This is a genomic window from Actinoplanes lutulentus, assembly GCF_003259845.1.
Lineage (GTDB): Bacteria > Actinomycetota > Actinomycetes > Mycobacteriales > Micromonosporaceae > Actinoplanes > Actinoplanes lutulentus.
Genome location: NZ_QLMJ01000013.1, coordinates 104,254 through 129,263, shown reverse-complemented (window position 1 = coordinate 129,263; position 25,010 = coordinate 104,254). Strand labels below are relative to the sequence as shown.

Genomic DNA, 25,010 nt, shown 5'->3' with positions numbered 1-25,010 from the left:
CGGTACGCCTGTCGGCATTGTCCACTCGTACTGGGCCTTTCCCAGAAAGTTCAGCTACCGTGCTGCCATGGAACTGGTGTATCCCCCGGTTGTCGGTCTAGCTAAGACCATGTTTCGCGTCCTCGACAACAAGATCGAGGTCCAGGGCGGCGAGCACATCCCGACCAGCGGCGGGGCGGTGCTTGCCAGCAACCACTCGAGCTACCTCGACTTCATCTACTGCGGCCTCGGTGCTCAGCCGTCCAAGCGGCTCGTCCGCTTCATGGCGAAAAAGGCAGTGTTCGACCACAAGATCAGTGGTCCGCTGATGCGCGCCATGAAGCACATTCCGGTCGACCGCAAGGCCGGCACCGCCGCCTTCCGCGAGGCGATCGAGGCGTTGCGCAATGGCGAGATCGTCGGCGTCTTCCCCGAAGCCACGATCAGCGAGTCGTTCACCATCAAGGCGCTGAAATCGGGCGCGGCACGGATGGCTCAGGAAGCCGGCGTTCCGCTGATCCCGATGGCCGTCTGGGGCCCGCACCGCCTCTGGACCAAGGGGCGGAAGAAAGAGCTCACCAAGCGCCACGTGCCGGTCATCATCACGATCGGCGAGCCGATCCAGATGCCGGACGGCGCCACCCCCGAGGCAGTGACGGTCCTGCTGAAAGAACGGCTGACGACGCTGCTCGACGAGGCGCAGAGGGCGTACCCGGACAAGCCGGCCGGCGAGGACGACCGCTGGTGGCTCCCCGCCCACCTCGGCGGCACAGCACCGCTGCCGCAGCCGCAGGCTTCCGTCTAACCCTTCCGCCTAACCCGTCTGTCTGACCGAAAGAGATCAGCAAGGCCCTCGGCGCGTCGCGCCGGGGGCCGTTACTTCGCGCCCCGTAAAGGCATCGGCGCCGCACCCAGCCGGGCACGACGCCGATTTCTTTTGAGACTTACGGCTACACCAGGCAGCCGATCAGGCTCGGAATCAGACGGAGCGGATGTTCGCGGCCTGCGGGCCCTTCTGGCCCTGGGTCACCTCGAACTCAACACGCTGGTTCTCCTCCAGGCTGCGGTAGCCCGACATCTGGATTGCGGAGAAGTGGGCGAAGACGTCGGCGCCGCCGTCGTCCGGGGTGATGAACCCGAAGCCCTTGTCCGCGTTGAACCACTTCACAACGCCGGTAACCATGATCGTCTCCTCGACGGTCGATCGCTCTCGCCCATTATGGACGGGAACGAGGTAATAAGACCCGCATTCTGCGGGACTCGTGTCGCCGTACTGATCGCCCGTACCGGAGAAACCCGGGTTACGACAAAGAGCGCCTTGGGCAGACTTCCCCACAGGCGCTCCTGAGTACTTGGGAACCAAACTGACAACGCTCGCGAGCGTAGCATGATGGAGGAGGCCAGGGACATGGTCAGCACACATTTGGCGCGGCGTCTCAGCGATGCCGGACTCGTCTGGAAACCGCGGCTCGGCGACCGGTTCGCGGTGCCCGATCGCGACCTCGACAACGAGGTTTTCGTGCTGAGCAACATGACGATTCAGGTACACGATCGACCTGATGGCCAGGTCATCGGATTCAACGGCACCACCGAGTGGGCACTCGACGATGTGGATCTCGACGAGGCGATCTGGCTGCCCCGCGAGGACCAGCTGCGGGAGCTCCTCGGCGGAACCTTCCGCGAGCTGCGACGCGAGGCAGGCGACTATGCGGTACGCGTCGACGTGCTCGGCGAGGACCGCGTCTTCACCGAGGCGAGCGCCGACGAGGCGTACGCAAGTGCTCTGATCTTTCTGTTGAGTGCCGCGGGCCTGAGCGCGTCGGAGTGACGCTCTTTACCCGGCGATGGGCACCGCGAGGATCAGCTCGGCCAGCTCCGCTGAGTCCATGAGGTCGGCCGGGCGCACGGTGACCTGCTCCCGGACGTAATGGAACCCGGCGCGGACCCGGCTCACCGGCACGCCGGCCAGTGCCGCCCAGGCCAGTCGGTACGCGGCGAGCTGCACCGCCGCGGCGTCGGCCTCCGCGCCGCTCGGGCGCCGGCCGGTCTTCCAGTCGATCACGTCGAACCGGCCGTCCGGGTCGGCGAAGACGGCGTCCATCCGGCCACGCACCACCACGCCGGCAACGGTCGTCGCGAACGGGACCTCGACCTCGACCGGATTGCGGTCGGCCCACTCGCCGGTCAGGAACGCCTCCTGCAGGGCGGCCAGCTCCTCGTCACCGGCCGCGCCGTCGTCGGCGGCGCCCGGCAGCTCGTCGATGTCGATCAACCGGCCCGCTCCGAACCGCTGCTCGAGCCAGAGGTGGAACGCGGTGCCGCGCCGGGCCTGCGGTGCCGGGCGGTGCGGGAGCGGCCGGCGCAACGATCGCGCCAGGGCCTGTGGATCACGCCGGAGAACAACGAGCTGCGAGACCGACAGATGCGGCGGCAGGGCGACCTCGGCCGGGCCGTCCTGGGTCGTGCGTTCCACGCGCTCGGCGAGCAGAAGGCGCGCCTCGTTCCGCCACCGGGTGATGTCCGAGTCCTCCTCCACCGCCTGCTCGGACAACCCGACCAGATCGGCGGCCAGGCCGGCCCGAGCCGCCACCTCAGGATCGCTGCCGGCCAGCTCCGCGAACGCCTCAGCGGCCGTCTCGTCCGGGCTCTCGATCATCCGGCGGATCAGGTCGGCGGCGGCCACCATCGCCGGCCGGCGCAGCCCCAGCGGATCGGCCGGCCACTCGGCGCTCGACACCGCCTGCTCGCTCGGGTTCGACTCACCGGGCGCGGGCTCCGGCGTCCACCGGTCCACCACGCCGGCACCGTCCGCGCAGACCGCCCGGATCTCGTCGAGAAAGACCGACGGCCCGCGCGGCCGTTTCACACTCTCGCCCCACCAGTAACCCGAGCAGAGCAGCAATCGGCGAGGACGCGTCACCGCGACATAGGCGAGCCGGCGCTCCTCCTTCTCGTCATGTTCCCGCCAGGCACGTCCGAAAGCGGTCAGCGCACCCACGACGTCCTTCTGCTCGACCGCGTCCTCGAGATCGAGATCGGGCAGCCCGGACGAGTCACCACGCAGCGGGAACGGCAGCACACCGATGCCACCCAGGTAGTGATCGGAACCGCGGGACATGCCCGGCCACACGCCCTTGCAGAGCCCGGCCACCGACACCACGTCCCACTCCAGGCCTTTCGCGGCGTGCGCCGTGAGGATCTGCACGGCGCCCTCGACCACGTCCACCTGGCCCGGTTCCAGCCCGCGCTCCTCCTCCTCGGCGGCGGTCAGGAAGGCGAGGAAACCCGCGATGGTGCCGCTCTCGTTCTCCCCCGTGTACCGGGTCGCGGCCTCACCGAGCGCGTCCAGATGCGCGCGGGCCAGCCCGGCGTCACCGGCCGCCCAGCCACGGACCGCCACCTCCACGTCCAGGCCCATCGTCCGCTCGATGTCCGCGAGAAGATCGGGCAGCGATTGGTCCAGGCGCTGCCTCAGCGCACCCAATTCCTTTCCGTACGCACGAAGCCGCGCGAACCCCTGGCCCGAGTACTGCGCCGGAATGCCCAGATCGGCCATCGCCTCGACCAGGGTGGCGTCGTCGAGACGGTCCGCGATGATCTCCGCTTCCTCGGCGTCGCTGTGCTCCTGTGCCCGGGCCGCGGCGATCGCCCGGGACCGGCGATGCAGCGACACCAGGTCACGCGGTCCGATCCGCCAGCGGGCGCCGGTGAGCAGGCGCAGCAGGGACGCGCCGTCGGTCGGGTCGGCCAGCACACGCAGGGTGCAGACGACGTCGCGTACCTCCGGGGTGTCCAGCAGACCGCCCAGGCCGACCACCTCGACCGGGAGGCCACGGGCACGCAGCGCCTCCTCGATCGCCGCGATCTGGCTGCGGACGCGTACCAGGACCGCGCTGGTCGGACGCTTTTCCAGCGGGATCTCGCCGGCCGGTGCGGCCGGCGTGCCGGCGGCCAGGCGCCACGCGGTGAGCATCGAGTCGGCGATCCAGCCGGCCTCGTCGGCGTACGTCGGCAGCAGCGCGCAGGTGACCGTCCGGCCGCCGACCGCCTCGGCCACCCGGGGCGCCGAGGTCAGCTCGGTGACCTTCACCCCGGCTCGCAGCGGCGCCGAGATCGTGTTCGCCACCGCGAGGATCTCCGGGCGGTTGCGCCAGCTCTTGGAGAGGCTCTGCACCCAGGCCGGGTGCTGTTTCCGGTCCGGGAAGTCGGTGGGGAACCGCTCCAGCGTTCCGGCCGAGGCGCCCCGCCAGCCGTAGATCGACTGGCTCGGGTCGCCGACCGCGATCACCGGGTGGCCGCCGCTGAAGAGCTCCTTCAGCATCACGACCTGGGCGTGGCTGGTGTCCTGATATTCGTCGAGCAGCACGATCCGGAACCGGCCGCGCTCGACCGCGCCGACCTCCGGATGGTCCCGGGCCACCAGGGCGGCACGGGCCATCTGGTCGCCGAAGTCCATCGCTTCCAGATCGAGTTTGCGCTGCTGGTAAAGGCGTACCAAAGGCAGCAGGGTGAGTCGCTGCTGCTGGCGCCGGAGCATGTCGGTGACGTCTTTGTAGACCCGGCCGGGGTACTCGGTGATGTCGGCGTAGAAACCGCCGGTCCAGGCGGCAACGTCGTCCGGCGTGGTCAGGTGCTCGGCGATCTCGGCGGAGAGCGCCAGCACGTCGTCGGTGACGGTGCCGGGCGCGCGGTTCAGCCCGGTCATCTCCCCGGTGTACGTGCGCACCAGCGAGTCGACGATCTGCCAGCGGGCGGCTTCGGTGAGCAGCCGGGCGGACGGCTCGTAACCGGCGCGCAGCCCGTGCTCGGTGACGACCCGGGCCGCGTACGCGTGGTACGTCGAGATCGTCGCCTCACCGGCGAACGCGTCGTCCCGGCCGAACCGGCGGATCAGCTGGCCGACCCGGGTACGGACCCGGTGCGCCAGCTCGCCGGCGGCTTTGCGGGTGAACGTGAGGCCGAGGATCTCGCCCGGGTGCGCGTACCCGTTGGCGACCAGCCAGACCACCCGCGACGCCATCGTCTCGGTCTTGCCCGACCCGGCGCCGGCGACCACCAGCAGCGGTGCCACCGGCGCCGCGATGATCGCCTCCTGCTCGGCGGTCGGCGGCGGCAGGTGCAGCATCCGGGCCAGCTCGCGCGGCGTGTACCGGGGCCCGGAGTCGGCGCGGCGGCGGGCCGGGGGTTGCTCTCCGAACAGCGTGGGTTGGCTCATTGTGGCTCGACGACCTGTCGCCCCTTACCGGAAATTGGACAACTCGTGCGGACCGGGCACACCCGGCACCGGCTGTTCGCCACCGCGGAGAAGGTGGACGCGGCCATCGTCTCCGCCGTGCGGCGCACCATCGCGTACGCCCACTGCGGATCCGTCGCGTCGGAGAGCGGCACCTGCATCTGCTCGCGGGCCTCCTTGCCCGGCCCGAGCTGCACGAGTGCCGCGCCGCCGCTGTCACTGCCGTAATCCGCGAAAGCACCTGCGTCGACCGCCGCCTGATAACCACCGAGCTGCGGGTTCTCGGCCACGTCACCACCGGCGACGGCGGTGGTCTTCCCGGTCTTCAGGTCGATCACCACGAGCCGGCCTTCGTCGTCGATCTCCAGCCGGTCGACCCGCCCGGTCAGCTGGATCGGCCGCTGCTCGTCCTCCAGCCGCACGGTGAACTCGTGCTCGATCGCCAGCAGCCGCCGCGGGTTCACCGCGAGCCAGCGCAGCAGCTTGTCCACCATGTCCTGAGCCCGCTCGTGCTCCGGCCCGGCCAGCCAGCGCGCCGCCAGCTCGATCGAATCGAACCGGGCGCTCACATATTCGACCAGTTTCTCCCGATCGGCGTTGGCGTCCTCAGCCAGCATCGCGGCCGCGTGCACCAGGTTGCCGATGCCCTGCGCGGGCCCGGCCGGAGCCGCGCCACCATGCCGTTCCAGCAGCCAGCGCAGGCTGCACCGCAGTGCGCTCTCCATCGACGAGGGCGTGACCTTGACCAGATCACCCTCGTCGATCAGCGGCCGGTCATCGGAGAGCGGCCGCAATCCCCACCACTCGTCCGGATGAGCACCTGCCACCCCAGCGGCGGCCAGCTTCGCGAGCTCAGCCGCCGCCGCGCGCCGCCGGCCAGGCGTTTCCCCTTCCGAGACCACGACGGTACGGAGTTCGGCCACGAGCGAGGCGAGCGTGAGAGCCCGAGGAGCCCGCCCGACAGCAAGCTCAACCTCCCCGCCGTCACCGGTGTCGTCGGGGTCGTCGGGGTCGGCGGTCTCTTCGAGGTCTTCGGGGTCGTCGGGGTCACCGGCTTCTTCGAGGTCTTCGGGGTTTCCTGGGGCGTCAGCCTCTGGCTCAAGATCGGCTTCGACGGCGTCCTGGTCCGGGTCATCCGGGTCGGTGTCCCAGTAGCCAGGCTCGGGCGCATCGTCCGGCTCCGAATCCTGCGGGCCGCCACCAGGGCCAGGCCCACCCGACGCGTTGGGCCCACCCGACGCGTTGGGCCCACCCGAACCATCGGGGCCGCCCGGGCCGGCCGGGCCGCCGGGGCCGCCGGAGCTGCCGGGGCCGCCCGCCGCCAGTTCGGCCAGGAAGCGGCTCGGCTGCTCCTCGCCGCCCACACCACCGGAACTCGCCGACGACACAGCGGTGACCACAAGCCGCCGCCGGGCCCGGGTGATCGCCACGTAGAAGAGCCGCCGCTCCTCGTCCAGCAACGCCGACGTCTCACCGGCGACCGCGGCCGGACCCGACGCGGGACGGCCGGCCAGTACGTCGACCAGGCGTTCCGACCCGAGCAGACTCCCGCGCAGGCGCAGGTCCGGCCAGATGCCCTCCTGCACGCCGGCCAGCGCCACGACGTCCCACTCCAGGCCTTTCGCCGCGTGCGCGGTCAGCAGCCGGACCGCCTCACCCCGGTCGGCACTCGGCGCGATCGAGTCAGCGGGCAGGTCCTGGCCGAGAACATGTTCGAGAAACACTTCGGTACGCGCACCCGGCAGCCTGTCGACGAACCGCGCCGCCGCGTCGAAGAGCACCACCATCGAGTCGAGATCACGATCCGCCGCCTCGGCACGCCAGCGCCGGGCCCGCCCCGCCTCCCGGTGATCCGGCATGGGGGCGGCGCCGGTGCTCATCGCGTACCAACGGTCGGCCAGCCCACTGGCCCGCCACACCGCCCAGAGCACGTCCTCGGCGGTGGCGCCCGGCTCGGCAGCGGCTTTCCGAGCCACCTCGATCAGATGCGCCACGGCTTTGGCCGGCCGCGCCCAGCGACGCTCCACCATGTCCAGTCCGGCCGGGTCCCGAACCGCGTCGACCAGCAGCTCCCCCGACGGCCGCCGGTCACCGGCCGCGAGGGCGAGCGCCCGCAGCCCTTGCCGCAGCCGCCGCTCGGCAAGCGGATCAGCCCCGCCGAGAGGCGAGTGCAGCAACGCGACCGCCGCCTCTTCCTCCAGCACACCCGGATCAAGCGCACACCGCAGCAGCAGCAGAAACGGCGCGACGGCAGGCTGCAGATGCAGCGGCAGATCCTCGGCAAACGTGACGGTCGGAACCCCGGCAGCGGTGAGCGCCCGCTGAACCGAAGGCTGCTGCAGAGTGGTCGACCGCATCACCACAGCCATCCGCGACCACGGAACCCCGTGCAACAGATGCGCCTCCCGAAGCGCATGAGCGATGAACGCGGTCTCCGCGGCCGGCGACCGGAAAATCCGCACCACCGCCTCAGAAACCAGCACCCCGTCGCCGGAAGCGTCCTCGGCCACAGCAGGCGCGGCCTCAAGCGCAGGCGCGGGCTCGCGCGCGGCCGCAGGCGCGGGCTCGGGCTCGGGCGCAAGCGCGGCCGCAGGCTCGGGCGCAAGCGCGGCCGCAGGCTCGGGCGCAAGCGCGGCCGCAGGCGCGGCCTCAAGCGCAGGTGCGGTCGCGGGCGGAGGCGCGGCCTCGGGCTCGGACGCGGGCTCGGGCTCGTCGGTGGCCGGGGGCGGTGGGGGGAACATCGGGCGGTGGCGGATCGGGCCTCGCATGCGGCGGGCCACCCGGCCGGTCGCGCTCAGCAGCGGTGCCGCCACCCGGTAGTTGGTGTGCAGGACAACCGTCTCCGCCGGCGCGCCCGCCGGTGAGCGGAAACGGTCAGGAAAGGCCGCCACCAGGGACGGGTCGGCGCCCCGGAAGGCGTAGACCGAGGAGTCCGGGTCGGCGAAGGCGACGACCGGCTTGCCGCCGCCGGCGACCTGGGCGAGCAGGTCCATCTGGGCCGGGTCGGACTCGGCCAGCTCGTCGACGTAGACGTAGGCGAGGCGGCGGCGCTCGGCGGCCAGCAGGCCCGGCTCGTCGGCGAGCAGGCCGGAGGCGGCGCGGACCAGCTCGGCCGGGTCATAGGCGGTGGAGCCACGGGTGGTGACGTCACGCAGGGCGAGCACCGCGACGTACTCCCGGAGGAAACGGGCGGCGGCCGGCCAGTCGTCGCGGCCGATCCGCTCGCCGAGGCGGGCCAGCTGCGCCGGGCCGATGCCGCGCTCGGCGGCACGCTGCATGAGGTCGCGCAGCTGCTGGGCGAAGGCGCGCGTGGGCAGGGCCGGGCGCAGCGACTCGGGCCAGCCGATCTCGTCGGGCGCCTCCGGGTCACCGACGACGGCCAGCAGCTCCCGGATGATCAGGTCCTGCTCGGGGCCGGTCAGCAGCCGCGGCGACGGCTCACCACGCTCGCTGGCCGCCCTGCGGAGCAGGCCGAACGCGTACGCATGGAAGGTCCTCACCAACGGCTCGTGCACGATCCGTCCGGCGTCGTCGGCGATCCGTGCCTCGATGCGGTCGCGCAGCGCCGACGCGCCACGGCGGCCGAACGTGAGCACCAGGATCCGCTCCGGATCAACCCCCTCGGCGATCCGCGCGGCGACCGACTCGACGAGCAGCGTCGTCTTGCCGGTGCCGGGACCACCGACCACCAGCAGCGGCCCGCCGGCGTGCGCGGTCACCCGCTCCTGCACCGGGTCGGCGAGCAACTCGGGCACGGCAGGACGAGGACGCCGAACCAGGCGATATGCCGGCCGGCGCACCGGAGGCTGGGGGGCCGGCGTGCTCACGGCATCTATGAGAGCACGCCGGTACGACGTTCTTCGGCAGCGAGGTACCGGTCGAACACAATGCGAACGCGGGCCAGGACGAGGTCAGGCCGCGAGCGCGGCCTCGATCTGGTCGACGGCCTCGGGTACGGTCCGCGCGATCAGAATCATCTCCAGCGCCGCCGGCCGGACGAACTTGTTGTCGACCAGGCCGCCCAGCCAGGTCCACAGGCCGTCGTAGAAGCCGTCCGGGTCGAGCAGCACCATCGGTTTGCGGTGCACGGCGAGCGTCGCGGTGGTCCAGACCTCGAAGAGCTCGTCCAGCGTGCCGAGGCCGCCGGGCAGGGTGATGAACGCGTCCGACCGCTCGACCATCAGGTTTTTGCGGGAGCTCATGTCGGCAGTGACCACGAGCTCGTCGGAGGCCAGGTCGGCGACCTCCAGGTCCATCAGGCGCTGCGGGATGATCCCGAGGGTGCGCCCGCCGGCGGAGCGGGCACCGTCGACGACGGCGCCCATCATGCCGACGCAGCCGCCGCCGGAGACCAGGATGTGCCCGCGGCCGGCGAGGGCCCGGCCCGTCTCCTCGGCCAGGTCGAGCCAGCGCTGTTCGAGGGTGGTGGAGGAGGCGCAGAACACGCAGATGGCAGCCATGTCAGAGTTTCCCGAGGGCGGCGTCGGCGTCCACGATGATCCGGACCGCCTCGGCGACATCGTCGGTGACCTGCAGAAGTTCGAGATCCATGGCGCTGATCTTGCCTTCGTCGAGCATCCGGCGCTTCATCCAGTCGAGCAGGCCGCTCCAATATTCGGTGCCCATCAGGATCACCGGGAAACGGGTGACCTTCTTCGTCTGCACCAGGGTGATCGCCTCGAAGAGCTCGTCGAGGGTGCCGAAGCCGCCCGGCAGCACCACGAAGGCCTGCGCGTACTTCACGAACATGGTCTTGCGGACGAAGAAGTACCGGAAGTCGATGCCGACGTCGACCCAGTCGTTGAGGCCCTGCTCGAAGGGCAGCTCGATGCCGAGGCCCACGGACATCCCGCCGGCCTCGGTGGCGCCGCGGTTAGCCGCCTCCATCACGCCGGGGCCGCCGCCGGTGATCACCGCGTACCCCGCCTCGGCGAGGGCCGCGCCGAGGCTCTCGGCCAGCTCGCACTCGTAACTGTCGGCGCTGCTGCGGGCCGAGCCGAAGACGCTGACGGCGGGTGGGAGGTCGGCCAGGGTGTCGAAGCCCTCGACGAACTCGGAGAGGATGCGCAGGGCGCGCCAGGCGTCCTTTGTCTTCCACTCGCCGCGGTGGTGTGAATCGAGCAGTTTCTCGTCGGCGGTGCTCGGCGGGATGGCGTCACGGCGCAGCGTGACGCCTCCACGGTGACGCTCCGGACCCGCCTGCGGTCGCCCGTTGGTGCTGTCCGTCATGCGTCCAAGGTAGTGCGGACGGTCAGTACCCGGTGAATAACCGGGCGCGTTTCGGTAAGAGGATTGCGACCTGCGGACCTTTTTGCCAGATTGAAGCAACCGAACGTAGCCCTGCGACGTCTGTACTGTTACCGACCTCGTCCACACGGCAGGCACGGTGCCCGGTTTGACACCGGGTGCCCGGCGAAGGAGCAGCCACCGTGACGAACCGTTACGAGCGCCTCAAGATGCACCGTGCCATGCAGCGCCGGATCCGCCTGGTGGTGGAGGAACGGCGGATGGCTTTCGCGGCACGGGAGCCCGAACCCACCGTCGACCTCGAGACCACGATGGAGATACCGCCACCGGCACTGCTACCCCAGCGCGCCGTCGGCCGCGTGGCGATACAGAGCGCCTAGACCTACGGAACGCCTAGATCTACCGAGCGCTCAGATGTCCGAGGACGGTGCCAGCCAGCGGTACAGCGTTGCCGCGCCGTCCCGGATCTTGCCGATCTCGACGTGCTCGTCCGGTGCGTGCGCCAGCGCCGGGTCGCCCGGGCCGTAATTGAGTGCCGGGATGCCGAGCGCCGCGAACCGGGCCACGTCGGTCCAGCCGAGCTTCGCGGCGGGCTCCTCGCCGACCGCCAGCAGGAAGTCGCGGGCCGGCGCGGCGGTCAGGCCGGGCAGCGCGCCCGGCGCCGAGTCGGTGACCTCCAGCTCGTAACCGTCGAAGACCTCGTGCAGGTGTTCGAGCGCCTGCTTCTCGCTGCGGTCCGGGGCGAAGCGCAGGTTGATCTCGGTCCAGGCCTCGTCCGGTACGACGTTGCCGGCGATGCCGCCGCCGATCCGGACCGCGCTCAGCCCTTCCCGGTACGTGCAGCCGTCGATCGTCACGGTCCGCGCCTGGTACCGGTCGAGGCGCCGCAGCACCTCGCCCAGCGCGTGGATCGCGTTGGTGCCGCGCCAGGCCCGCGCGGTGTGCGCCCGGCGACCATGGGTGTGCAACCTCACCCGCATCGTTCCCTGGCAGCCCGCCTCGACCACCCCGTACGTCGGTTCGAGCAGCACCGCGAAGTCGGCCTGGAGCCATTTCGGGTGCGCCTCGGCGACCAGGTTGAGCCCGTTGAACTCGGACTCGATCTCCTCGGCCTCGTAGAAGAGATAGGTGATGTCGTACTCGGGGTCGGGCAGGGTGGCGGCCAGGTGCAGGGCGAGGGCGACGCCCGACTTCATGTCCGAGGTGCCGCAGCCGTAGATCAGGTCGTCGACGACAGTGGACGGCCAGTTGTCGTTGATCGGGACCGTGTCGAGGTGGCCGGCGAGGATGACCCGCTGCTCCCGCCCCAGTTTGGTACGCGCCATCACCGTGTTTCCGAGCCGTTTGACGTTCAGGTGATCGACCTGGCGGAGGGCGTCCTCCACGCAGTTGGCGATCACCTTCTCGTCACGGGACACGGACTCGATGTCGACCAGCGTGCGGGTGAGCACGACCGGGTCCACCAGCACGTCCGGGGTAAGCGGGTTGGCCATGTGCGCACCATACCGGGGTGCCACGAGCCCGCCGTTGCCTCGTTACGGTCCGGTAGGGTTCGCGTCGTGGAAACCGCGATCTCGACCTCGCCCGCCTGGGGCATCGGCCTCGCCACCGTGACCGCTGAGGGACTGGTGCTCGACACCTGGTTCCCGGGCGGATATCTGGGCCTGGGCGAGGAGCCCGCCGACGTTCCGGCGCTGCCGGCCGGGCTGACCGGCCCGAAACTGCTCCCCGGCCTCTCCACGGTCGAGGTCCGTACGGTGATCAAGTCGCTCGCCGACCCGATCACCGACGCCTCGGACGCGTACCTTCGCCTGCACCTGCTCTCGCACCGGCTGGTCCAGCCGAACGCTCTGAACCTGGACGGCGTCTTCGGCAAGCTGGCGAACGTGGCCTGGACCACGGCCGGCCCGTGCCCGCCGGAGCGGGTCGACGAGCTGCGCTTCCTGGAGCGCGCCGCCGGCCGCCAGCTGAGCGTGTACGGCGTGGACAAGTTCCCGCGGATGACCGATTACGTGGTGCCCTCGGGCGTCCGGATCGCCGACGCCGACCGGGTACGCCTCGGCGCCCACCTGGCCTCCGGCACGACGATCATGCAGGAGGGATTCGTCAACTTCAACGCCGGCACGCTCGGTACCTCGATGGTCGAGGGCCGGATCGTGCAGGGCGTGGTGGTCGGCGACGGCTCGGACATCGGCGGCGGTTCGTCGATCATGGGCACCCTCTCCGGCGGCGGTAAGGAGAAGGTCCGCATCGGCGAGCGCAGCCTGCTCGGCGCTAACGCGGGTGTCGGCATCTCGCTCGGCGACGACTGCGTGGTCGAGGCCGGCGTCTACGTGACCGCCGCGTCGAAGGTCACGCTGCCCGACGGCCGTGTGGTGAAGGCCATCGAGCTGTCCGGTGTGAACAATCTCCTGTTCTGGCGCAACTCGGTCTCCGGCGCTCTGGAGGCGAAGCCGCGCAAGGGCACCGGCATCGAGCTGAACAGCGCGCTGCACGCCAACGACTGATCACCCACGCAAGACTGCGGCCGCCGTGCGAACGGCGGCCGTCAGTGTCTCCAGGACCGGGGACTCGATCTTCCAGCGCTGCCAGTACAGCGGCACGTCCAGGAACCGCCCCGGCTCGACCTCGACCAGCCGGCCCGCCGCGAGATCCGGGAGCGCGTGCTGCTCCGGCATCATCCCCCAGCCGAGCCCCTGCCGGATCGCCTCCTCGAACGACGCCGCAGCCGGCACGTAGTGAGCCGGCGGCAACGATCGCGAACCCAGAAACCGCTGCTGGAGCTCGTCCTTCCGGTTGTAGACGACGACCGGCGAAGTTCCAAGATCCACCACCCGGGAAAAAGGCGAGGCCACCGCCAGATATCGCATCACCCCGAGCCCCTCCACCCGGCATCCCTGCACCGCCACCCGATCCGCTGTCACCGCCGCCATCGCCTGCCCGGTTCGCAGCAACTCGGCCGAGTGATCCTGATCATCGATGTGCAGCTCGAACCGGACGTCCGGCACGGCCGTCAGCACCGGCAGGAACCAGGTGTTCAGCGAGTCCGCGTTGACCACCACGGAGAGCCGGCTGCCGTCCCGGGCCTGCCCGAGCGCCTCCTGCTCCAGCAGCGCGACCTGCCCGGCGAACCGGACCAGCGCCTGCCCGGCAGTGGTCGCGACGCAGGGTTTGCCTCGGCGTACCAAAACCTGGCCGACCGACGACTCGAGTGCCTTGATCCGCTGGCTGACCGCCGACGGGGTGACGTGCAGCGCCCGCGCGGCCGCCTCGAAGCTGCCCTGCTCGACGACAGCCTGAAAAGTAGCGAGCTGAACCTGATCCACGTTAGCAACGCTAATGCATCGTCAAAATCTTTAGCTGGACTGATTCACAAGACAAAAATAGCGTCACACCCATGCTCACCTCCGCACTGGCCGGTTTCGCCGCCTCCGCCGTGCTCATCCTCGCCATCGGCGCCCAGAACGCGTTCGTCCTGCGCCAGGGACTGCGTCGCGAGCACGTCCTCCCGGTGGTCCTGACCTGCGCCTTCTCCGACCTCGCGCTGATCCTGGCGGGCATCGCCGGCCTCGGCGCGGTGATCAACGCACAGCCCGGTCTGGTCACCGCGATCCGCTGGTTCGGCGCGGCCTTCCTCCTCGGTTACGCCGTGCTGGCCGCGCGCCGCGCCCTGCGCCCGCAGCGCCTCGAAGTCGCCGGGAAACCGCCGGCCACGCTCCGCGCGACGCTGCTCACCTGCCTGGCGCTCACCTACCTCAACCCGCACGTCTACCTGGACACCGTGCTGCTGCTCGGCTCGATCGCCCAGCAGCACCCGCATCGCTGGTTCTTCGGGCTCGGCGCGGCCGCCGCCAGCCTGCTCTGGTTCGTCGCGCTCGGCGTCGGCGCGCAGCGACTGGCTCCGCTGCTGGCCCGCCCGTCCGCCTGGCGGGTGCTCGACGGCCTGATCGCCGTCGTGATGGCGACCCTGGGAATCACGCTGATCCTGCAAGCTTGACTCTCCAGCAGGTCGAGACAGCAAGGTCTGACGACGTGAGCGACACACGAGGCATCGGCGAGGCGGCGCGGGCGAGCGGTTTGAGCGTCAGCGCGCTGCGCTACTACGACGGCGCGGGCGTACTGGTCCCGGCCGTCGTGGATCCGGCCACCGGCTATCGCCGGTACACCGCCGGTCAGATCAAAGCGGCCCGGCTCATCGCCGGCCTGCGGCGAGTGGGCATGCCGGTCGCGGACATCGCGCAAGCGGTCCAAGACCTTCCCGACCCCGCTTCGGTACGCGCGAAGCTGGACGCCCACTCGGCCCGATTGGAGGCCGGTCTCGCCGACGCCCGTCGTGAGCTCCTTCGTCTGCACGCGCTGCTCGACCTGGAGGAGAACCTGATGACCCGGATCACCCTGCCCGCGACCGCCCTGTCCGCCGCCCTCGACGCGGTCCGTTTCGCCGGGGCGGAGGCCACCGACCCGATCCCGGCCGGTGTGCTCTTCGAGACCGGCGACGCCCTGCTGACGCTGGTCACGACCGACCGTTACCGGCTCGCCGTCGCCTCGGTACCGGCCGAGGTCGAGGGATCGCCGACCCGGCTGTTCCTCCCGCTGGACCTGGCGGACAGCCTCGGCGGCCTGCCGGCCGGGCCGGTCACCCTGGACCTGACCGCCGACCGGGTACGGGCACAGGCCGGCGACACGGTCGTCGAGGGCAAGCCGATCGACATGGACTTCCCCGATTACCAGCGCCTCATCCCGGTGGCCGGCGAGCGGACCCGGCAGATCCCCGTCGACACGGCTGTCCTGCGGGAGCAGTTGGCGGCGGCCCCGGTGGTGCCGAAGGAGCACGACGGTCACGCGTACCCGGTCTCGGTGATCGGCCTGGACCAGGCAGGGAGCCTGCGCCTGGTCACCCAGAGCGAGTGGGAGGCGAATGCCGACGCGCTTGTCGCGGTGAACCGCGAGTTCCTGCTGCAGGCCATCGACGCTGGTGGACCCGGGCAGCTCGTGCTGGAGCTGGACGGACCGCTGCTGCCGCTCGCCGTGCGAATTCCGGGGGACGACACCCGATTTTCCCTGCTGATGCCCGTTCGCCCCTAGGTACGCCTTCCCTGGTAACCGTTCAGACACAGTCCGGCACCGGTACCGCATGGGAGCCGTGATCAAGTCGCTCATCGGCCCGAGGTCCGGCTACTTTTCGTCACGTGCGCAACCGGGAGGACGAACTCAACGCCGCGGCTACCGGCGCGTCCATGACCGGGTGGGAGTTCGCCTGGCTGGACGGCCTGGCCGTGGAGTCCGAGCCGTCCTGGTCATACCCGGAACTGGCCCGCCCTCTGGTGCGCCGGTCCGCCAGCGTGCTCGACCTGGACACCGGCGGCGGCGAGCTGCTCGCCGAGCTGGCGCCCCTGCCGGCGCACACCGTCGCGGTGGAGAGCTGGGCCCGCAACACCCCGGCCGCGGCCGCCCGCCTCAGCCCGTTCGGCGTCCCGGTGCACACCGAGCTGCCCGCCGGGGAGAACGAGTTCGACCTGGTGCTCAGCCGGCACGGCCGGCTGCCGTCACCGGACATCGCCCGCCTGCTCAAGCCCGGCGGCGTCGTGCTCACCCAGCAGGTGGGCAGCGACGACCTCGCTGATCTGAACGTCGAGCTCGGCGCCCCGCCACCGCATCCGCGGCGGTGGGACGCCGAGGTCGCGGTGAATTCCCTGCGGGCTGCCGGGTTGCGCGTCACCGACGTCCGCGAGGAGCACCCGCCGATGGTCTTCCGCGACATCACCGCGGTGGTCCATCAGCTGCGCACGGTGCCCTGGCAGATCCGCGACTTCTCCACCCAGCGGTACGAACGAGCGCTGGCCCGCCTCGGCGCCACGATCCGCGCCCGGGGCGAGTTCACGGCGCGAGCGCACCGATTCCTCGTCCAGGCCGAGCGGCCGACAGAGGCGTAAGCCGCAAGCCTCTTTCAGGGGATGCGGCGTTAATCCTTTGGTGTTTGCCACCGGGAAAATATCTTTTCTTTTACACAATCGCTTCACGTTTCGCGCTGCCCAAAGGCCGATTCGGAGGCGTTTCGGCGTTGGTTCCCCACGGCCCGGCTTGATGCCTCAGCCAGTCTGTGCTCACCACCCGCCTCGCTGGTCGCACCGACACCGGTGGATCTAGCTGAGGGTTCGCTGGGAACGACCTGAACGAATTCGTCACGCTTGCGGGGTAAGCGGATCGGTCTGGCCTGGCAGCCGATTTGCACCTAGAGGCGGTCGATATGGCCTATCGCGGCGTTCAGGGCGTTCCGTCATCTTTGTCCCAGCACCGGGATGCCTGAACGGCTCCCGGAACACCCGAATAACGACGCTCACCCCGAGTTGGTCGCTCCCGCGACTCGGTGCGGGGTTATCGAGCGCAAAGCTGATCCGTTCCAGGAGGAACATCCCATGCGCAAGTTCACCAAGCGTTCCGTAGCCGTAGTCGCCGCCGGCGTCATCGCCGTCAGCGGGGCGGGCGCGGCCTATGCTGCTTGGTTGCTGAACGGGTCCGGTTCGGCCTCGGCAACCGCAGGCAAAGCCGCCCAGCTGACCGTCACCGGAACCGCGATCGATGCTCTCGTGCCGGGCAGCACCAGCAACGTGACCCTGAAGGTCACAAATCCAAACAAGTTCCCGGCCAAGGTCACCGGTGTCACGTTCACCAACTTCAAGACCGAAAAGGCGGGCTGCACGGGCATCGTACTGACCTCAACAGTCTCGCCGAAGGTGCCGCTTCTCGACGCCACGGTCCTCGGCGAGAAGACGAAGGACATCGTCATCCCCGCATCAGTGCGGATGGCCGCAGACGCTCCGAACGCGTGTCAGGAAGCCACCTTCAGCTTCACGACCACGCTCACCGCGGAGAGCGCTGCGAGCGACAACGTCAAGTCCATTGAGAGCGTCGACCAGGCCGACACCGTCACGACTCCCTGACGCTGACGTTCCTGTGGGGAGAGCGTCAAGCCACGCTCTCCCCACACTGTCGAAAACCGCTCACGCTGAATGGATGCGCCGATGCGTCGTGACCTTCGATTTGTGAAAGCGCCACGGTGGCTGCTTGCCGGCGTCACGGCGGTTGTCTGTGCCTGGGTGGCGGTCGGTTCGCGTACTGAAGGGGTTGGGTCTGAGGAGGTCTCGCAGCACTCGGCTCTCACGTTCGATGTGAGCTCGACCCCTGTGAAGGATCTTTATCCCGGTGCGCGGAAGCGCACGAAGCTGACCGTGACCAATCCTTATCCGTTTCCGATCGAGGTTCGGTCGCTTGAGGCTCGGCTCGCGTCGACCTCGAAGCGGAGCTGCCGGGTGATCGCGGCGAATTTGCAGGTCGGGCAGCATCTCGGGAAGCTGCCGCTGACTGTGCCGGCGGGGAAGAAGAAGGCGGCGGGTGAGTTCGAGCTGCGGATGCCGAATTCGGTGGCCGATGACTGTCAGCGCACGACGTTCCGGCTGCGGATCACCGCGAGTGCCAGGAAGGCCGGCCGATGAAACGGCGATCAACGATGGCGATTCTCGTGGCTGGTGTGGCCGGCACCCTCGCTGCGGGTGCCGGCCTCGCGGCCTGGGCGGATTGGAACGTCGGCGGCAGCTCCGGCCGGACGACCGCGCGCGCCGAGCGGATGCCGGAGGTGGGCAAGCCCGGTGTCGAGGTGCCCGCGAAGGGTGTTCCGCGCATCTCGTGGACCGAAGTCACCTTCGAGTCGGGGCGGCCGGTCGGCGGTTATGTCGTCACCCGGCGGATCGACGACAAGCCTGATGCGGTGGCCTGCACGGCTCCGACGGGCAAGCTGACCTGCGCGGATGAGAAGGCTCCGGCGAAACAGAAGATCGTTTACCTGGTGCACGCCGTGGCCGGCACGCATTGGACCGGGCCGCTGAGCCCGCACAGCAAGCCCGTCCAGCTCGGTACGCCCAGCGTGGACACGCCGCTAGCGCCGAAGGTGAAGAAGAAGACCGCGGTGGCGGTCCCGGTCGAAGAGGCCCGCGTCGAGACGGTGACCACCCAGCCGACCGCGGCGGCCCCGGCCGAAACCACCGAACCCACAGTCTCACCGGCGCCGATCGCGTCCTCCCCGTCGCCGGCGCCGGTGACCAGCAGCCCCGAAGCGACCGTCGAGACGTCGCCGTCACCGGAGGTTCCGGCCGAATCCGCCGGGTGAGCTCCCGTCCACCGACCGCCGCTGATTTGAGTCAGCGGCGGTCGCTCGCTATGCGGGTGTTCGGGCTGGGTGGGGCGGTTACAGGGGCGCGTCGTCGCAGGCCGGAGGCAGTGGAGTAGCACGATGTCATCACTCGGGCGGGTTAAACCGTATAGGCATACCTGTCCGATTTATGCACTGGAAGGGCAAACGGAAAACCGATCACATCGGACATCTCTATCGGGGAACGTTGTATGAGCGCCGAACACGGCGTTTTTCCCACCGGCCTTCGAGGAGGAGCGAGCCGCTATGTCCCACGTGAGCGAACCACCGGCGGCTGCCGCCGCGAAGGCTGCCCCGTGAATCGGCGCGACGTTCTGACGAACCTTCATGAGGGCGGCGCCCGGCCCCACCGTGCGGCCGGCGACGGCAAGCCGCCGCGGGCGAACATCGAGCTGGAACCGGCCGACCACGAGGAACCGACGTGGGAGGTGCACCGCCCCGGCACACCCCGGCGGAGGTTCGACCGGCGGGCCCGGATGATCCTCACCGCCGCCGCGGTCGCCGCGCTGCTCGCGAACGCCGGTGCGGCCTGGGCGTACTGGCGGTTCAATCAGCCGGACGAGCCGACCGCGGCGCACTCGGTCACGGCCGGTGTCACGTTCGCGATGGCGCTGAACGGCACCTCGGACCCGAACGATCCCTCCGGCGATCTCACCGTCACGGTGACCAACCAGCACCCGGTGCCGATCCGGATCACCGCGATCCGGCCGGGCGCCGGGCGCGCGATGGCCGACGACACGCACCGCGACGCCGGCTGTTCGGCGCCCCGGGTGCGGATCAGCAAGGACGTCTTCCCGGTCTCCTGGGAGATCCCGCGCAACACCGTCGGGGCGTTCGTGCTGAACGGCGCGCTGTCGGTGCGGGCCGGCGGCCAGGCCGCGTGCAAGGGCGCGTCCTACAGCGTCCCGATGCGTGCCGAGGCCATCCGCCCCTGATCCCTGGCGGATTCCAAGATCCAGTCCGGCTGGGCGTCACTGCTGTCATCCGCGCTGAGAGCACCTGCCACCGAGATTGCTCGCGGCTCACCCGAAATCGACACACCACCCGCGGGCGGCCACCCGAAACTCGTGCGGATGCGGTCGGTCGGGTGGCCGAACCGCACAAGATCTGCACAACGCCTCGCTACGGGAGCCGCCACGCCGCCCGAACCCGCTGCCGATTCACAGAATGGCAAAACTCGAGTGCCGCTCAACTCGACAAGATCGGTAACTGGGCGACAGTGCGAGGCGGCCCATCACCGGACCTTGAGCGATGTTGCACACCCTGCCGTCGAAATCGCTCAAGATCTGCGACGGGGCTGGGCGCGCGGCAAACCTGGCTGGACGCGCGGCAAAACCTGGCTGGGGCGGGCGGCAAAACCTGGCCGGGGCGGGCGCGATGCTGCCGGCGGCCATCGCCGCGCCTCCGAGCTACGCCACCCGGTCGGTTCAGGCGTTGATGCGGGGCCGGGTCGCCGGGGCTTCGCGCGTAACCGGGTTCTCCAGCGTGGACGGGTCGACCACCACCGCTGTGTGCAGCACGATTCGCGCGTGCTCGGTCGCGGCCTGGACCAGGCCGTCGTCGTGGCTGGCCGCCTCGATGCCGTCGGCGATCACCTTCGCGGTGGCGTCGCCGTAAGTTCGGGCGTCGTGGATCTCCCGCTCGTGGATCAATGACGCCTCGTGCTCGCGCAGCCGTGCCGCACGCGCCTCGGACCGCTCGTAGGCGTTGCCCCGGGACACGAACTTCAGCGCGACCGCCGCACAGTCCAGCGCCACGAGCAGCAGCGCGATGCCGAAGTAGAAGACGCCGACTCCCCAGAAGTCGGCCAAGATCAAATTCCACATCGCAGCCGTACGCGCACCGAACCCCGAGTCCCCCCGCACCACAGCCGCATTCGCCGCCTGCTCCGCGCTGATCTGTTCACTGAGCCGCACCTGCTCGGCGGCCCGCTGCGCCCGAGCCGTCCGCTGCTGCTTCTGCAGTGCGGCCGCCTGCCGGTCCAGCGCGAGCGCCTGGTCGTCCAATCGACGGGAGCGTTGCACCAGCTGGTGGCAGTACCCGCCGCGCGGGCAGCCCGGACTGCGGGTCACGCCGCGCCCGCCCGCGTCGGCGAGCGCCTGGCGGTACAGCAGCTGGGCGTCGTCGCGTTTCCCGGCGGCCCGGTCGGTCAGCACCCGTACCTCGGTGTCCTCGCGCGCGGTGTCCCGGCGCAGCTCGGCGAGGCGGGCCGTGTACGCGCCCACCGGCCCATCCGCGTCCAGCCGCTCCATCTGAGCACCGTGGACCGTGGCGAGCCGGGCGTCGATCTCACCTCGGTACCGGGCCAGCATCAACGGCTCGGTGATCACCACGGCGAACAGCAGCGCCAGTCCGACCCGGCCCAGGTAGAGCCCGAGAGTCGGCGGCCGCAGCAGGTGCCGCGGATCGGGCGAGTCGAGCCGCTCGTAGTTGACCGCGACCCGGCCCACCACACTGCGGTCGTACGCCACCACCCCGATCGCCACCAGCGGGCCGATCAGCCACTGATACCAGGGGTGCGCGTACCCGGTGCTGGCGTCGACGAACGCGGCGCCGCCGGCGGTCGCATAGATGAAGTAGAGAATGATGAAGACGGCGATCGAGCGGTACAGGACGCGATCCGAATGTGTGGTCACGCTTCGCGGATTCACGTTCGCCACCCGCAGCAGCAGGTGGCCGAGGCCCGTGCGCATGCGGTCGAGTCTTGCCGAAAGGCCGTCGGACCGTTCAGGAAACGGCGGGATCGCTCCCCAGCACGGACGGCTCGGTGATGGTGACCGTGAGCCGGACCCGGGCCGACACGGTCTGCGCCTGCGGGAAGAGCGTGAAGCCCTCGTCGGCCATCTCGAAGGAGGCCGCTCGCATCATCATCGGGTGCCCGCCGCCGCCCGCTTCGGCGTCGGCGATCTCGACGATCCGGTCCACCCGGGCGCCGACGGCATCGGCGTACTCATGGGCTCGCTCCAGTGCGTCGGTGACCGCCTCCCGGCGTACCTCAGCTCCTGGCCGACCGCCTGGCCGCAGCTGCCACCAAGGCCCGGCCACCGCGGTGTGCTCGCCCGAGGCGAGCTGCGCAAGCAGCTCGCCGAGCGGGTCAAAATCGGACACAGTGACCGTTGTCGTCACGGTGCCCGAATAGCGCTGGGCTCGCTCGCCGCGCCGGTTGAAGTCGGGGTTCACCTGCACGCCGGTGGTCTCCCGGCGCTCGATCGACGTGCTGAATCGGTCAAGGAGCTCGCTGACCTCGGAGGCCCGGCGGGTCAGGCGGGTGACCACTGCCGTCTTGTCGCGGTCCGAGGCGGACACCGTCACCGAGAAGACCGCCAGCTCGGGCGGGACCTCCCGGAGCGCCTCGCCGTGAACCACCACGATCGGGGCGCTGCCGGAAGCCATCGCTGTCACCAGTCCGCGAGCCGGCCGGCGGCAGCGGCCACCCGCTCGTCGGTCGCGGTCAGGGCGATCCGCACGTGCTTGGCCGCCGCGGGACCGTAGAACGCGCCCGGCGCGGCCAGGATGCCCCGGCGGGCCAGCGCGTCGACGGTCGCCCAGCAGTCCTCGTCGCGGGTGGACCAGAGGTACAGCCCCGCTTCCGAATGGCTGATCTCGAAGCCGGCCTTGGTGAGCGCCGTCCGCAGGATGTCGCGGCGCGCCGCGTAACGGGCGCGCTGCTCGGTCACGTGGGCCTCGTCGTCCAGCGCCGCGACCATGGCCGCCTGCACCGGCGCCGGCACGATCATGCCGGCGTGCTTGCGGACCGCCAGCAGCTCACGGATCAGTGCCGGGTCGCCGCCGACGAACCCGGCGCGGTAACCGGCCAGGTTGGAGCGTTTGGAGAGCGAGTGCACGGCGAGGACACCGGTGTAGTCGCCGCCGGTCACCTCGTCGGACAGCACCGAGACCGGGTCGGACTCCCAGCCGAGCGAGAGGTAGCACTCGTCGCTCACCACGACGACGCCGCGCTCACGCCCCCAGTCGACCACCTTGCGCAGGTGATCCCTGGGGAGCACCTTGCCGGTCGGGTTGGACGGCGAGTTGATCCAGATCAGCTTGACCCGTGGATCGGGTCCGATCGCGGTGAGCGAGTCGGCGCGGATCACCTCGGCGCCGGCCAGCTTGGCGCCCACCTCGTACGTCGGGTAGCAGACGGACGGGATCACCACGACGTCGCCGGGGCCGACGCCGAGCAGCGTCGGCAGCCAGGCCACCAGCTCTTTCGAGCCGATCGTCGGGAGCACGCCGAGCTCGCCGGACGCGCCGCAGGCACGGGCCAGCCAACCGGCGATCGCGGCGCGCAGCCGCGGGGTGCCGGCGGTCAGCGGGTAACCGGGCGCGTCGGAAGCGTCCGCGAGGGCCTGCCGGACGGACGCCGGGACCGGATCGACAGGTGTGCCGACCGAGAGGTCCACGATGCCGTCCGGATGCGCCGCGGCGATCGCCTTGGCCGGCTCCAGCAGGTCCCAGGGGAAGTCCGGCAGGGCCGACGACAGAGCGCTCAGTGCCCTTCCCCACGCGGAGGCTGGGAGATCACGAACGGTGTGTCCTTGTCGATCTTGCCGACCTTGGAGGCGCCACCGGGCGAACCGAGATCCTCGAAGAACTCGTAGTTCGCGTTGGTGTAGTCCTTCCACTGGTCCGGGACGTCGTCCTCGTAGAAGATCGCCTCGACCGGGCAGACCGGCTCACACGCACCGCAGTCGACACACTCATCGGGGTGGATGTAGAGCATCCGGTTGCCCTCGTAGATGCAGTCGACAGGGCATTCTTCGATGCATGCCTTGTCAAGAACATCGACGCAGGGCTCAGCGATGATGTAGGTCACGGGTCTTCCCTTCAAAGCCACGCCGCGAGAACCGCCGACGACGAATTGCAGAGCCTAGTATTCCCGCCGAGGGAGGTAATGCGTGCTCCGACAACAGGATGTGGGACACCGGGTGGTGGTACGCCGAATTGTAGGCGTAACCGGTGACCGCACGCTCTTCACGGATGCCCTCGGCGAACTCGTCGACCTGACGGAGACCGATCTCACACTCGCGACCGCCAAGGGTACGGTCCGCGTGCCGCTACGCGAGGTGCACCGGGCGAAACGGGTTCCGCCGGCCCGCCGTGCCGTCGCGTCCCAGGTGATCGCCCTGGAACTCGCGGCGGACGAGGCCTGGCCGGCCCCGATCCGCGCCCGGCTCGGCGGCTGGATCCTGCGCGCCGCGGACAACTGGACCGGCCGCGCCAACTCGGCGCTGGCCGTCGGTGACCCGGACCGCACGCTTGAGGAAGCGATCGACGCGGTGGTCCGCTGGTACACCGAGCGCGGCCAGCAACCGTTGATCAACACGCCGATGCCGCTCGCCGCGCCGGTGAACGCGGCCCTCGAAGAGCGCGGCTGGACGTCCCGGCCGCTCACGCTGGTGCAGACCACGCATCTGGCGCGGCTGCTGGAGGCGCCGGCCCGGCCCGGCCTGCCACCGGTCGACCTGGCCGACACCGCGTCCGACGACTGGTACGCCATGGTCGCTGAGCACAAAGGTGCCCTGCCCGGAACGGCGCTGCGCATTCTCAACGGCGTACCGGAAAGGGTTTTCGCCCAGGTCCGGGACACCGACGGATCGCTGCTCGCGGTGGCCCGCGGCGCGGTGACCGGCCCGGACCGGTGGCTCGGCGTCTCGCTGCTGCAGACCGCGCCGGCCGCACGCCGGCGAGGTCTGGGCGCGCATGTCGTGCGCGCTCTCGCCCAGTGGGCGTCACAGCGCGGGTCGGCACACGCTTATCTGCAGGTGGAGGAGCGGAACGCGGGTGCGGTGGCGCTGTACAACCGGCTCGGGTTCAGCACCCACCACACCTATCTGACCCGGGAAGCACCCCAGGCTTAGCGGCGGACCACCCGGCGCGGCCTCGTGGTGCGGGCCTGGGTGAACGCGGCCAGGGAGCGAGACCGGTAATCGCGGCCCAGCGCCACCGAGACGCCGTAACCGAGCGCGACGCCGACGATCGCGCAGGCCGCGTAGATCCAGACCTGGGCGAAGAAGTCACCGGACCCGTTCGCGAACGGGCTGCTGCCGCTCAGGAACGGCCCGGCCAGCACGGTCAGCAGCATGCCGGCCAGCGCGCCGAAGCCGATCTCGGGCAGCCAGGACTCCGGCTTGACGCTGTGCGACCGGACGAAGGTGAGCGCCGCCAGGGTCAGCCCGATGAGCGCGAACATCGTGATCGACGCGCGGTTCTGTGCGGTGTCCGAGCCGTCGAAACCGAAGCGGACCACCAGCCGGGCGACCGCATTGATCACGAACAAGCCGACCGCCAGCACCGCGATCCGGAACCAGCGCTGCTGCCTCATCTCATCCTCCACGGGAA

At 70.2% G+C, this 25,010-nt stretch carries 24 protein-coding genes; 12 read left to right on the top strand and 12 right to left on the bottom strand.

What is annotated here, in order from left to right; all coding sequences use genetic code 11:
* Positions 1-67 precede the first annotated feature (67 nt).
* A complete protein-coding gene (locus B0I29_RS26150; protein WP_111651729.1) occupies positions 68-784 on the top strand; it encodes a lysophospholipid acyltransferase family protein in 717 nt (238 codons plus the stop codon).
* A gap of 174 nt (positions 785-958) precedes the next feature.
* Here the strand turns inward: B0I29_RS26150 and cspE are convergent, their stop codons facing one another.
* Complete coding sequence (cspE, locus tag B0I29_RS26145) at positions 959-1,162, bottom strand: transcription antiterminator/RNA stability regulator CspE (protein ID WP_014447450.1); 204 nt, start codon at positions 1,160-1,162, stop codon at positions 959-961.
* Positions 1,163-1,387: 225 nt separating this feature from the next.
* On the opposite strand from cspE, the gene B0I29_RS26140 reads away from it, so the two are divergent.
* Positions 1,388-1,807, top strand: a complete 420-nt coding sequence (locus B0I29_RS26140) for a pilus assembly protein CpaE (protein WP_111651728.1) — start codon at positions 1,388-1,390, stop codon at positions 1,805-1,807.
* 6 nt (positions 1,808-1,813) lie between these two features.
* Here the strand turns inward: B0I29_RS26140 and B0I29_RS26135 are convergent, their stop codons facing one another.
* From B0I29_RS26135 to B0I29_RS26120, 4 genes are all read right to left on the bottom strand, one after another.
* Positions 1,814-5,194: an ATP-dependent helicase gene (locus B0I29_RS26135; RefSeq protein WP_111651727.1), complete on the bottom strand. Its 3,381-nt coding sequence runs from the start codon at positions 5,192-5,194 to the stop codon at positions 1,814-1,816.
* A complete protein-coding gene (locus B0I29_RS26130; RefSeq protein WP_111651726.1) occupies positions 5,191-9,039 on the bottom strand; it encodes an ATP-dependent helicase in 3,849 nt (1,282 codons plus the stop codon). Before B0I29_RS26130 ends, B0I29_RS26135 begins: the two co-directional genes overlap by 4 nt.
* Positions 9,040-9,123: 84 nt before the next feature.
* The gene (locus B0I29_RS26125; RefSeq protein WP_111651725.1) at positions 9,124-9,672 is read right to left on the bottom strand and encodes an LOG family protein; all 549 of its coding nucleotides are present in this window, start codon (positions 9,670-9,672) and stop codon (positions 9,124-9,126) included.
* 1 nt (position 9,673) lies between these two features.
* Complete coding sequence (locus tag B0I29_RS26120) at positions 9,674-10,441, bottom strand: LOG family protein (protein ID WP_111651724.1); 768 nt, start codon at positions 10,439-10,441, stop codon at positions 9,674-9,676.
* A 200-nt stretch (positions 10,442-10,641) separates the two neighbouring features.
* Between B0I29_RS26120 and B0I29_RS26115 the strand changes: the two genes are divergently transcribed.
* Positions 10,642-10,839, top strand: coding sequence for a hypothetical protein (locus B0I29_RS26115; protein ID WP_111651723.1), 198 nt, complete (start codon positions 10,642-10,644; stop codon positions 10,837-10,839).
* A gap of 30 nt (positions 10,840-10,869) precedes the next feature.
* On the opposite strand, the gene dapE is transcribed toward B0I29_RS26115, so the two are convergent.
* On the bottom strand, positions 10,870-11,952 hold the full coding sequence (gene dapE, locus B0I29_RS26110) for a succinyl-diaminopimelate desuccinylase (RefSeq protein WP_111651722.1): 1,083 nt from the start codon (positions 11,950-11,952) through the stop codon (positions 10,870-10,872).
* Between the two features lie 66 nt (positions 11,953-12,018).
* Between dapE and dapD the strand changes: the two genes are divergently transcribed.
* Entirely contained in the window at positions 12,019-12,966 is a 948-nt protein-coding gene (gene dapD / locus B0I29_RS26105) for a 2,3,4,5-tetrahydropyridine-2,6-dicarboxylate N-succinyltransferase (RefSeq protein WP_181557982.1), read from the top strand.
* Here dapD and B0I29_RS26100 read toward each other — a convergent pair whose 3' ends face one another.
* Positions 12,967-13,785 (bottom strand): LysR family transcriptional regulator ArgP, encoded by an 819-nt coding sequence (locus tag B0I29_RS26100; RefSeq protein ID WP_111651721.1) that lies wholly within the window; start codon positions 13,783-13,785, stop codon positions 12,967-12,969.
* Positions 13,786-13,856: 71 nt separating this feature from the next.
* Here B0I29_RS26100 and B0I29_RS26095 point away from each other — a divergent pair, with 71 nt between their 5' ends.
* From B0I29_RS26095 to B0I29_RS26065, 7 genes are all read left to right on the top strand, one after another.
* Positions 13,857-14,456 carry a LysE/ArgO family amino acid transporter gene (locus B0I29_RS26095; protein WP_111651720.1) on the top strand — a complete coding sequence of 200 codons (600 nt, stop codon included), beginning with the start codon at positions 13,857-13,859 and terminating at the stop codon, positions 14,454-14,456.
* A gap of 35 nt (positions 14,457-14,491) precedes the next feature.
* Positions 14,492-15,544, top strand: a complete 1,053-nt coding sequence (locus B0I29_RS26090) for a DNA polymerase III subunit beta family protein (RefSeq protein WP_245972742.1) — start codon at positions 14,492-14,494, stop codon at positions 15,542-15,544.
* 104 nt (positions 15,545-15,648) lie between these two features.
* Positions 15,649-16,392, top strand: a complete 744-nt coding sequence (locus tag B0I29_RS26085) for a class I SAM-dependent methyltransferase (protein ID WP_111651718.1) — start codon at positions 15,649-15,651, stop codon at positions 16,390-16,392.
* A gap of 483 nt (positions 16,393-16,875) precedes the next feature.
* On the top strand, positions 16,876-17,400 hold the full coding sequence (locus tag B0I29_RS26080) for a hypothetical protein (RefSeq protein ID WP_111651717.1): 525 nt from the start codon (positions 16,876-16,878) through the stop codon (positions 17,398-17,400).
* A 69-nt stretch (positions 17,401-17,469) separates the two neighbouring features.
* The gene (locus B0I29_RS45290; RefSeq protein WP_146616886.1) at positions 17,470-17,952 is read left to right on the top strand and encodes a hypothetical protein; all 483 of its coding nucleotides are present in this window, start codon (positions 17,470-17,472) and stop codon (positions 17,950-17,952) included.
* Positions 17,949-18,623 (top strand): hypothetical protein, encoded by a 675-nt coding sequence (locus tag B0I29_RS26070; protein ID WP_146616885.1) that lies wholly within the window; start codon positions 17,949-17,951, stop codon positions 18,621-18,623. The genes B0I29_RS45290 and B0I29_RS26070 overlap by 4 nt, the downstream gene beginning before the upstream one ends.
* A gap of 338 nt (positions 18,624-18,961) precedes the next feature.
* Complete coding sequence (locus B0I29_RS26065) at positions 18,962-19,600, top strand: hypothetical protein (RefSeq protein WP_181557981.1); 639 nt, start codon at positions 18,962-18,964, stop codon at positions 19,598-19,600.
* Positions 19,601-20,092: 492 nt separating this feature from the next.
* Here B0I29_RS26065 and B0I29_RS26060 read toward each other — a convergent pair whose 3' ends face one another.
* The 4 genes from B0I29_RS26060 to fdxA are packed head-to-tail and all read right to left on the bottom strand — an operon-like array spanning position 20,093 to position 23,484.
* The gene (locus B0I29_RS26060; protein ID WP_111651714.1) at positions 20,093-21,358 is read right to left on the bottom strand and encodes a DUF4407 domain-containing protein; all 1,266 of its coding nucleotides are present in this window, start codon (positions 21,356-21,358) and stop codon (positions 20,093-20,095) included.
* A 34-nt stretch (positions 21,359-21,392) separates the two neighbouring features.
* Positions 21,393-22,058, bottom strand: a complete 666-nt coding sequence (locus tag B0I29_RS26055) for an SIMPL domain-containing protein (RefSeq protein ID WP_111651713.1) — start codon at positions 22,056-22,058, stop codon at positions 21,393-21,395.
* Positions 22,059-22,063: 5 nt separating this feature from the next.
* On the bottom strand, positions 22,064-23,161 hold the full coding sequence (dapC, locus tag B0I29_RS26050) for a succinyldiaminopimelate transaminase (protein WP_181557989.1): 1,098 nt from the start codon (positions 23,159-23,161) through the stop codon (positions 22,064-22,066).
* Entirely contained in the window at positions 23,158-23,484 is a 327-nt protein-coding gene (fdxA, locus tag B0I29_RS26045) for a ferredoxin (RefSeq protein ID WP_181557980.1), read from the bottom strand. Before fdxA ends, dapC begins: the two co-directional genes overlap by 4 nt.
* 82 nt (positions 23,485-23,566) lie before the next feature.
* On the opposite strand from fdxA, the gene B0I29_RS26040 reads away from it, so the two are divergent.
* Complete coding sequence (locus tag B0I29_RS26040; protein ID WP_111651711.1) at positions 23,567-24,529, top strand: GNAT family N-acetyltransferase; 963 nt, start codon at positions 23,567-23,569, stop codon at positions 24,527-24,529.
* Here B0I29_RS26040 and B0I29_RS26035 read toward each other — a convergent pair.
* Complete coding sequence (locus B0I29_RS26035) at positions 24,526-24,993, bottom strand: hypothetical protein (protein ID WP_111651863.1); 468 nt, start codon at positions 24,991-24,993, stop codon at positions 24,526-24,528. The two genes, B0I29_RS26040 and B0I29_RS26035, sit on opposite strands and share 4 nt — an antisense overlap.
* Positions 24,994-25,010: the final 17 nt, after the last annotated feature.

Bases quoted from the DNA above. Each gene is read 5' to 3' on its own strand.
- B0I29_RS26140 (WP_111651728.1), top strand. From the start codon at position 1,388: ATGGTCAGCACACATTTGGCGCGGCGTCTCAGCGATGCCGGACTCGTC.
- dapE (WP_111651722.1), bottom strand. From the start codon at position 11,952: ATGGCCAACCCGCTTACCCCGGACGTGCTGGTGGACCCGGTCGTGCTC.
- B0I29_RS26120 (WP_111651724.1), bottom strand. From the start codon at position 10,441: ATGACGGACAGCACCAACGGGCGACCGCAGGCGGGTCCGGAGCGTCAC.
- B0I29_RS26055 (WP_111651713.1), bottom strand. From the start codon at position 22,058: ATGGCTTCCGGCAGCGCCCCGATCGTGGTGGTTCACGGCGAGGCGCTC.
- cspE (WP_014447450.1), bottom strand. From the start codon at position 1,162: ATGGTTACCGGCGTTGTGAAGTGGTTCAACGCGGACAAGGGCTTCGGG.
- B0I29_RS26125 (WP_111651725.1), bottom strand. From the start codon at position 9,672: ATGGCTGCCATCTGCGTGTTCTGCGCCTCCTCCACCACCCTCGAACAG.
- B0I29_RS45290 (WP_146616886.1), top strand. From the start codon at position 17,470: ATGGATGCGCCGATGCGTCGTGACCTTCGATTTGTGAAAGCGCCACGG.
- B0I29_RS26060 (WP_111651714.1), bottom strand. From the start codon at position 21,358: ATGCGCACGGGCCTCGGCCACCTGCTGCTGCGGGTGGCGAACGTGAAT.
- B0I29_RS26095 (WP_111651720.1), top strand. From the start codon at position 13,857: ATGCTCACCTCCGCACTGGCCGGTTTCGCCGCCTCCGCCGTGCTCATC.
- B0I29_RS26070 (WP_146616885.1), top strand. From the start codon at position 17,949: ATGAAACGGCGATCAACGATGGCGATTCTCGTGGCTGGTGTGGCCGGC.
- B0I29_RS26035 (WP_111651863.1), bottom strand. From the start codon at position 24,993: ATGAGGCAGCAGCGCTGGTTCCGGATCGCGGTGCTGGCGGTCGGCTTG.
- B0I29_RS26135 (WP_111651727.1), bottom strand. From the start codon at position 5,194: ATGAGCCAACCCACGCTGTTCGGAGAGCAACCCCCGGCCCGCCGCCGC.
- B0I29_RS26080 (WP_111651717.1), top strand. From the start codon at position 16,876: ATGCGCAAGTTCACCAAGCGTTCCGTAGCCGTAGTCGCCGCCGGCGTC.
- B0I29_RS26150 (WP_111651729.1), top strand. From the start codon at position 68: ATGGAACTGGTGTATCCCCCGGTTGTCGGTCTAGCTAAGACCATGTTT.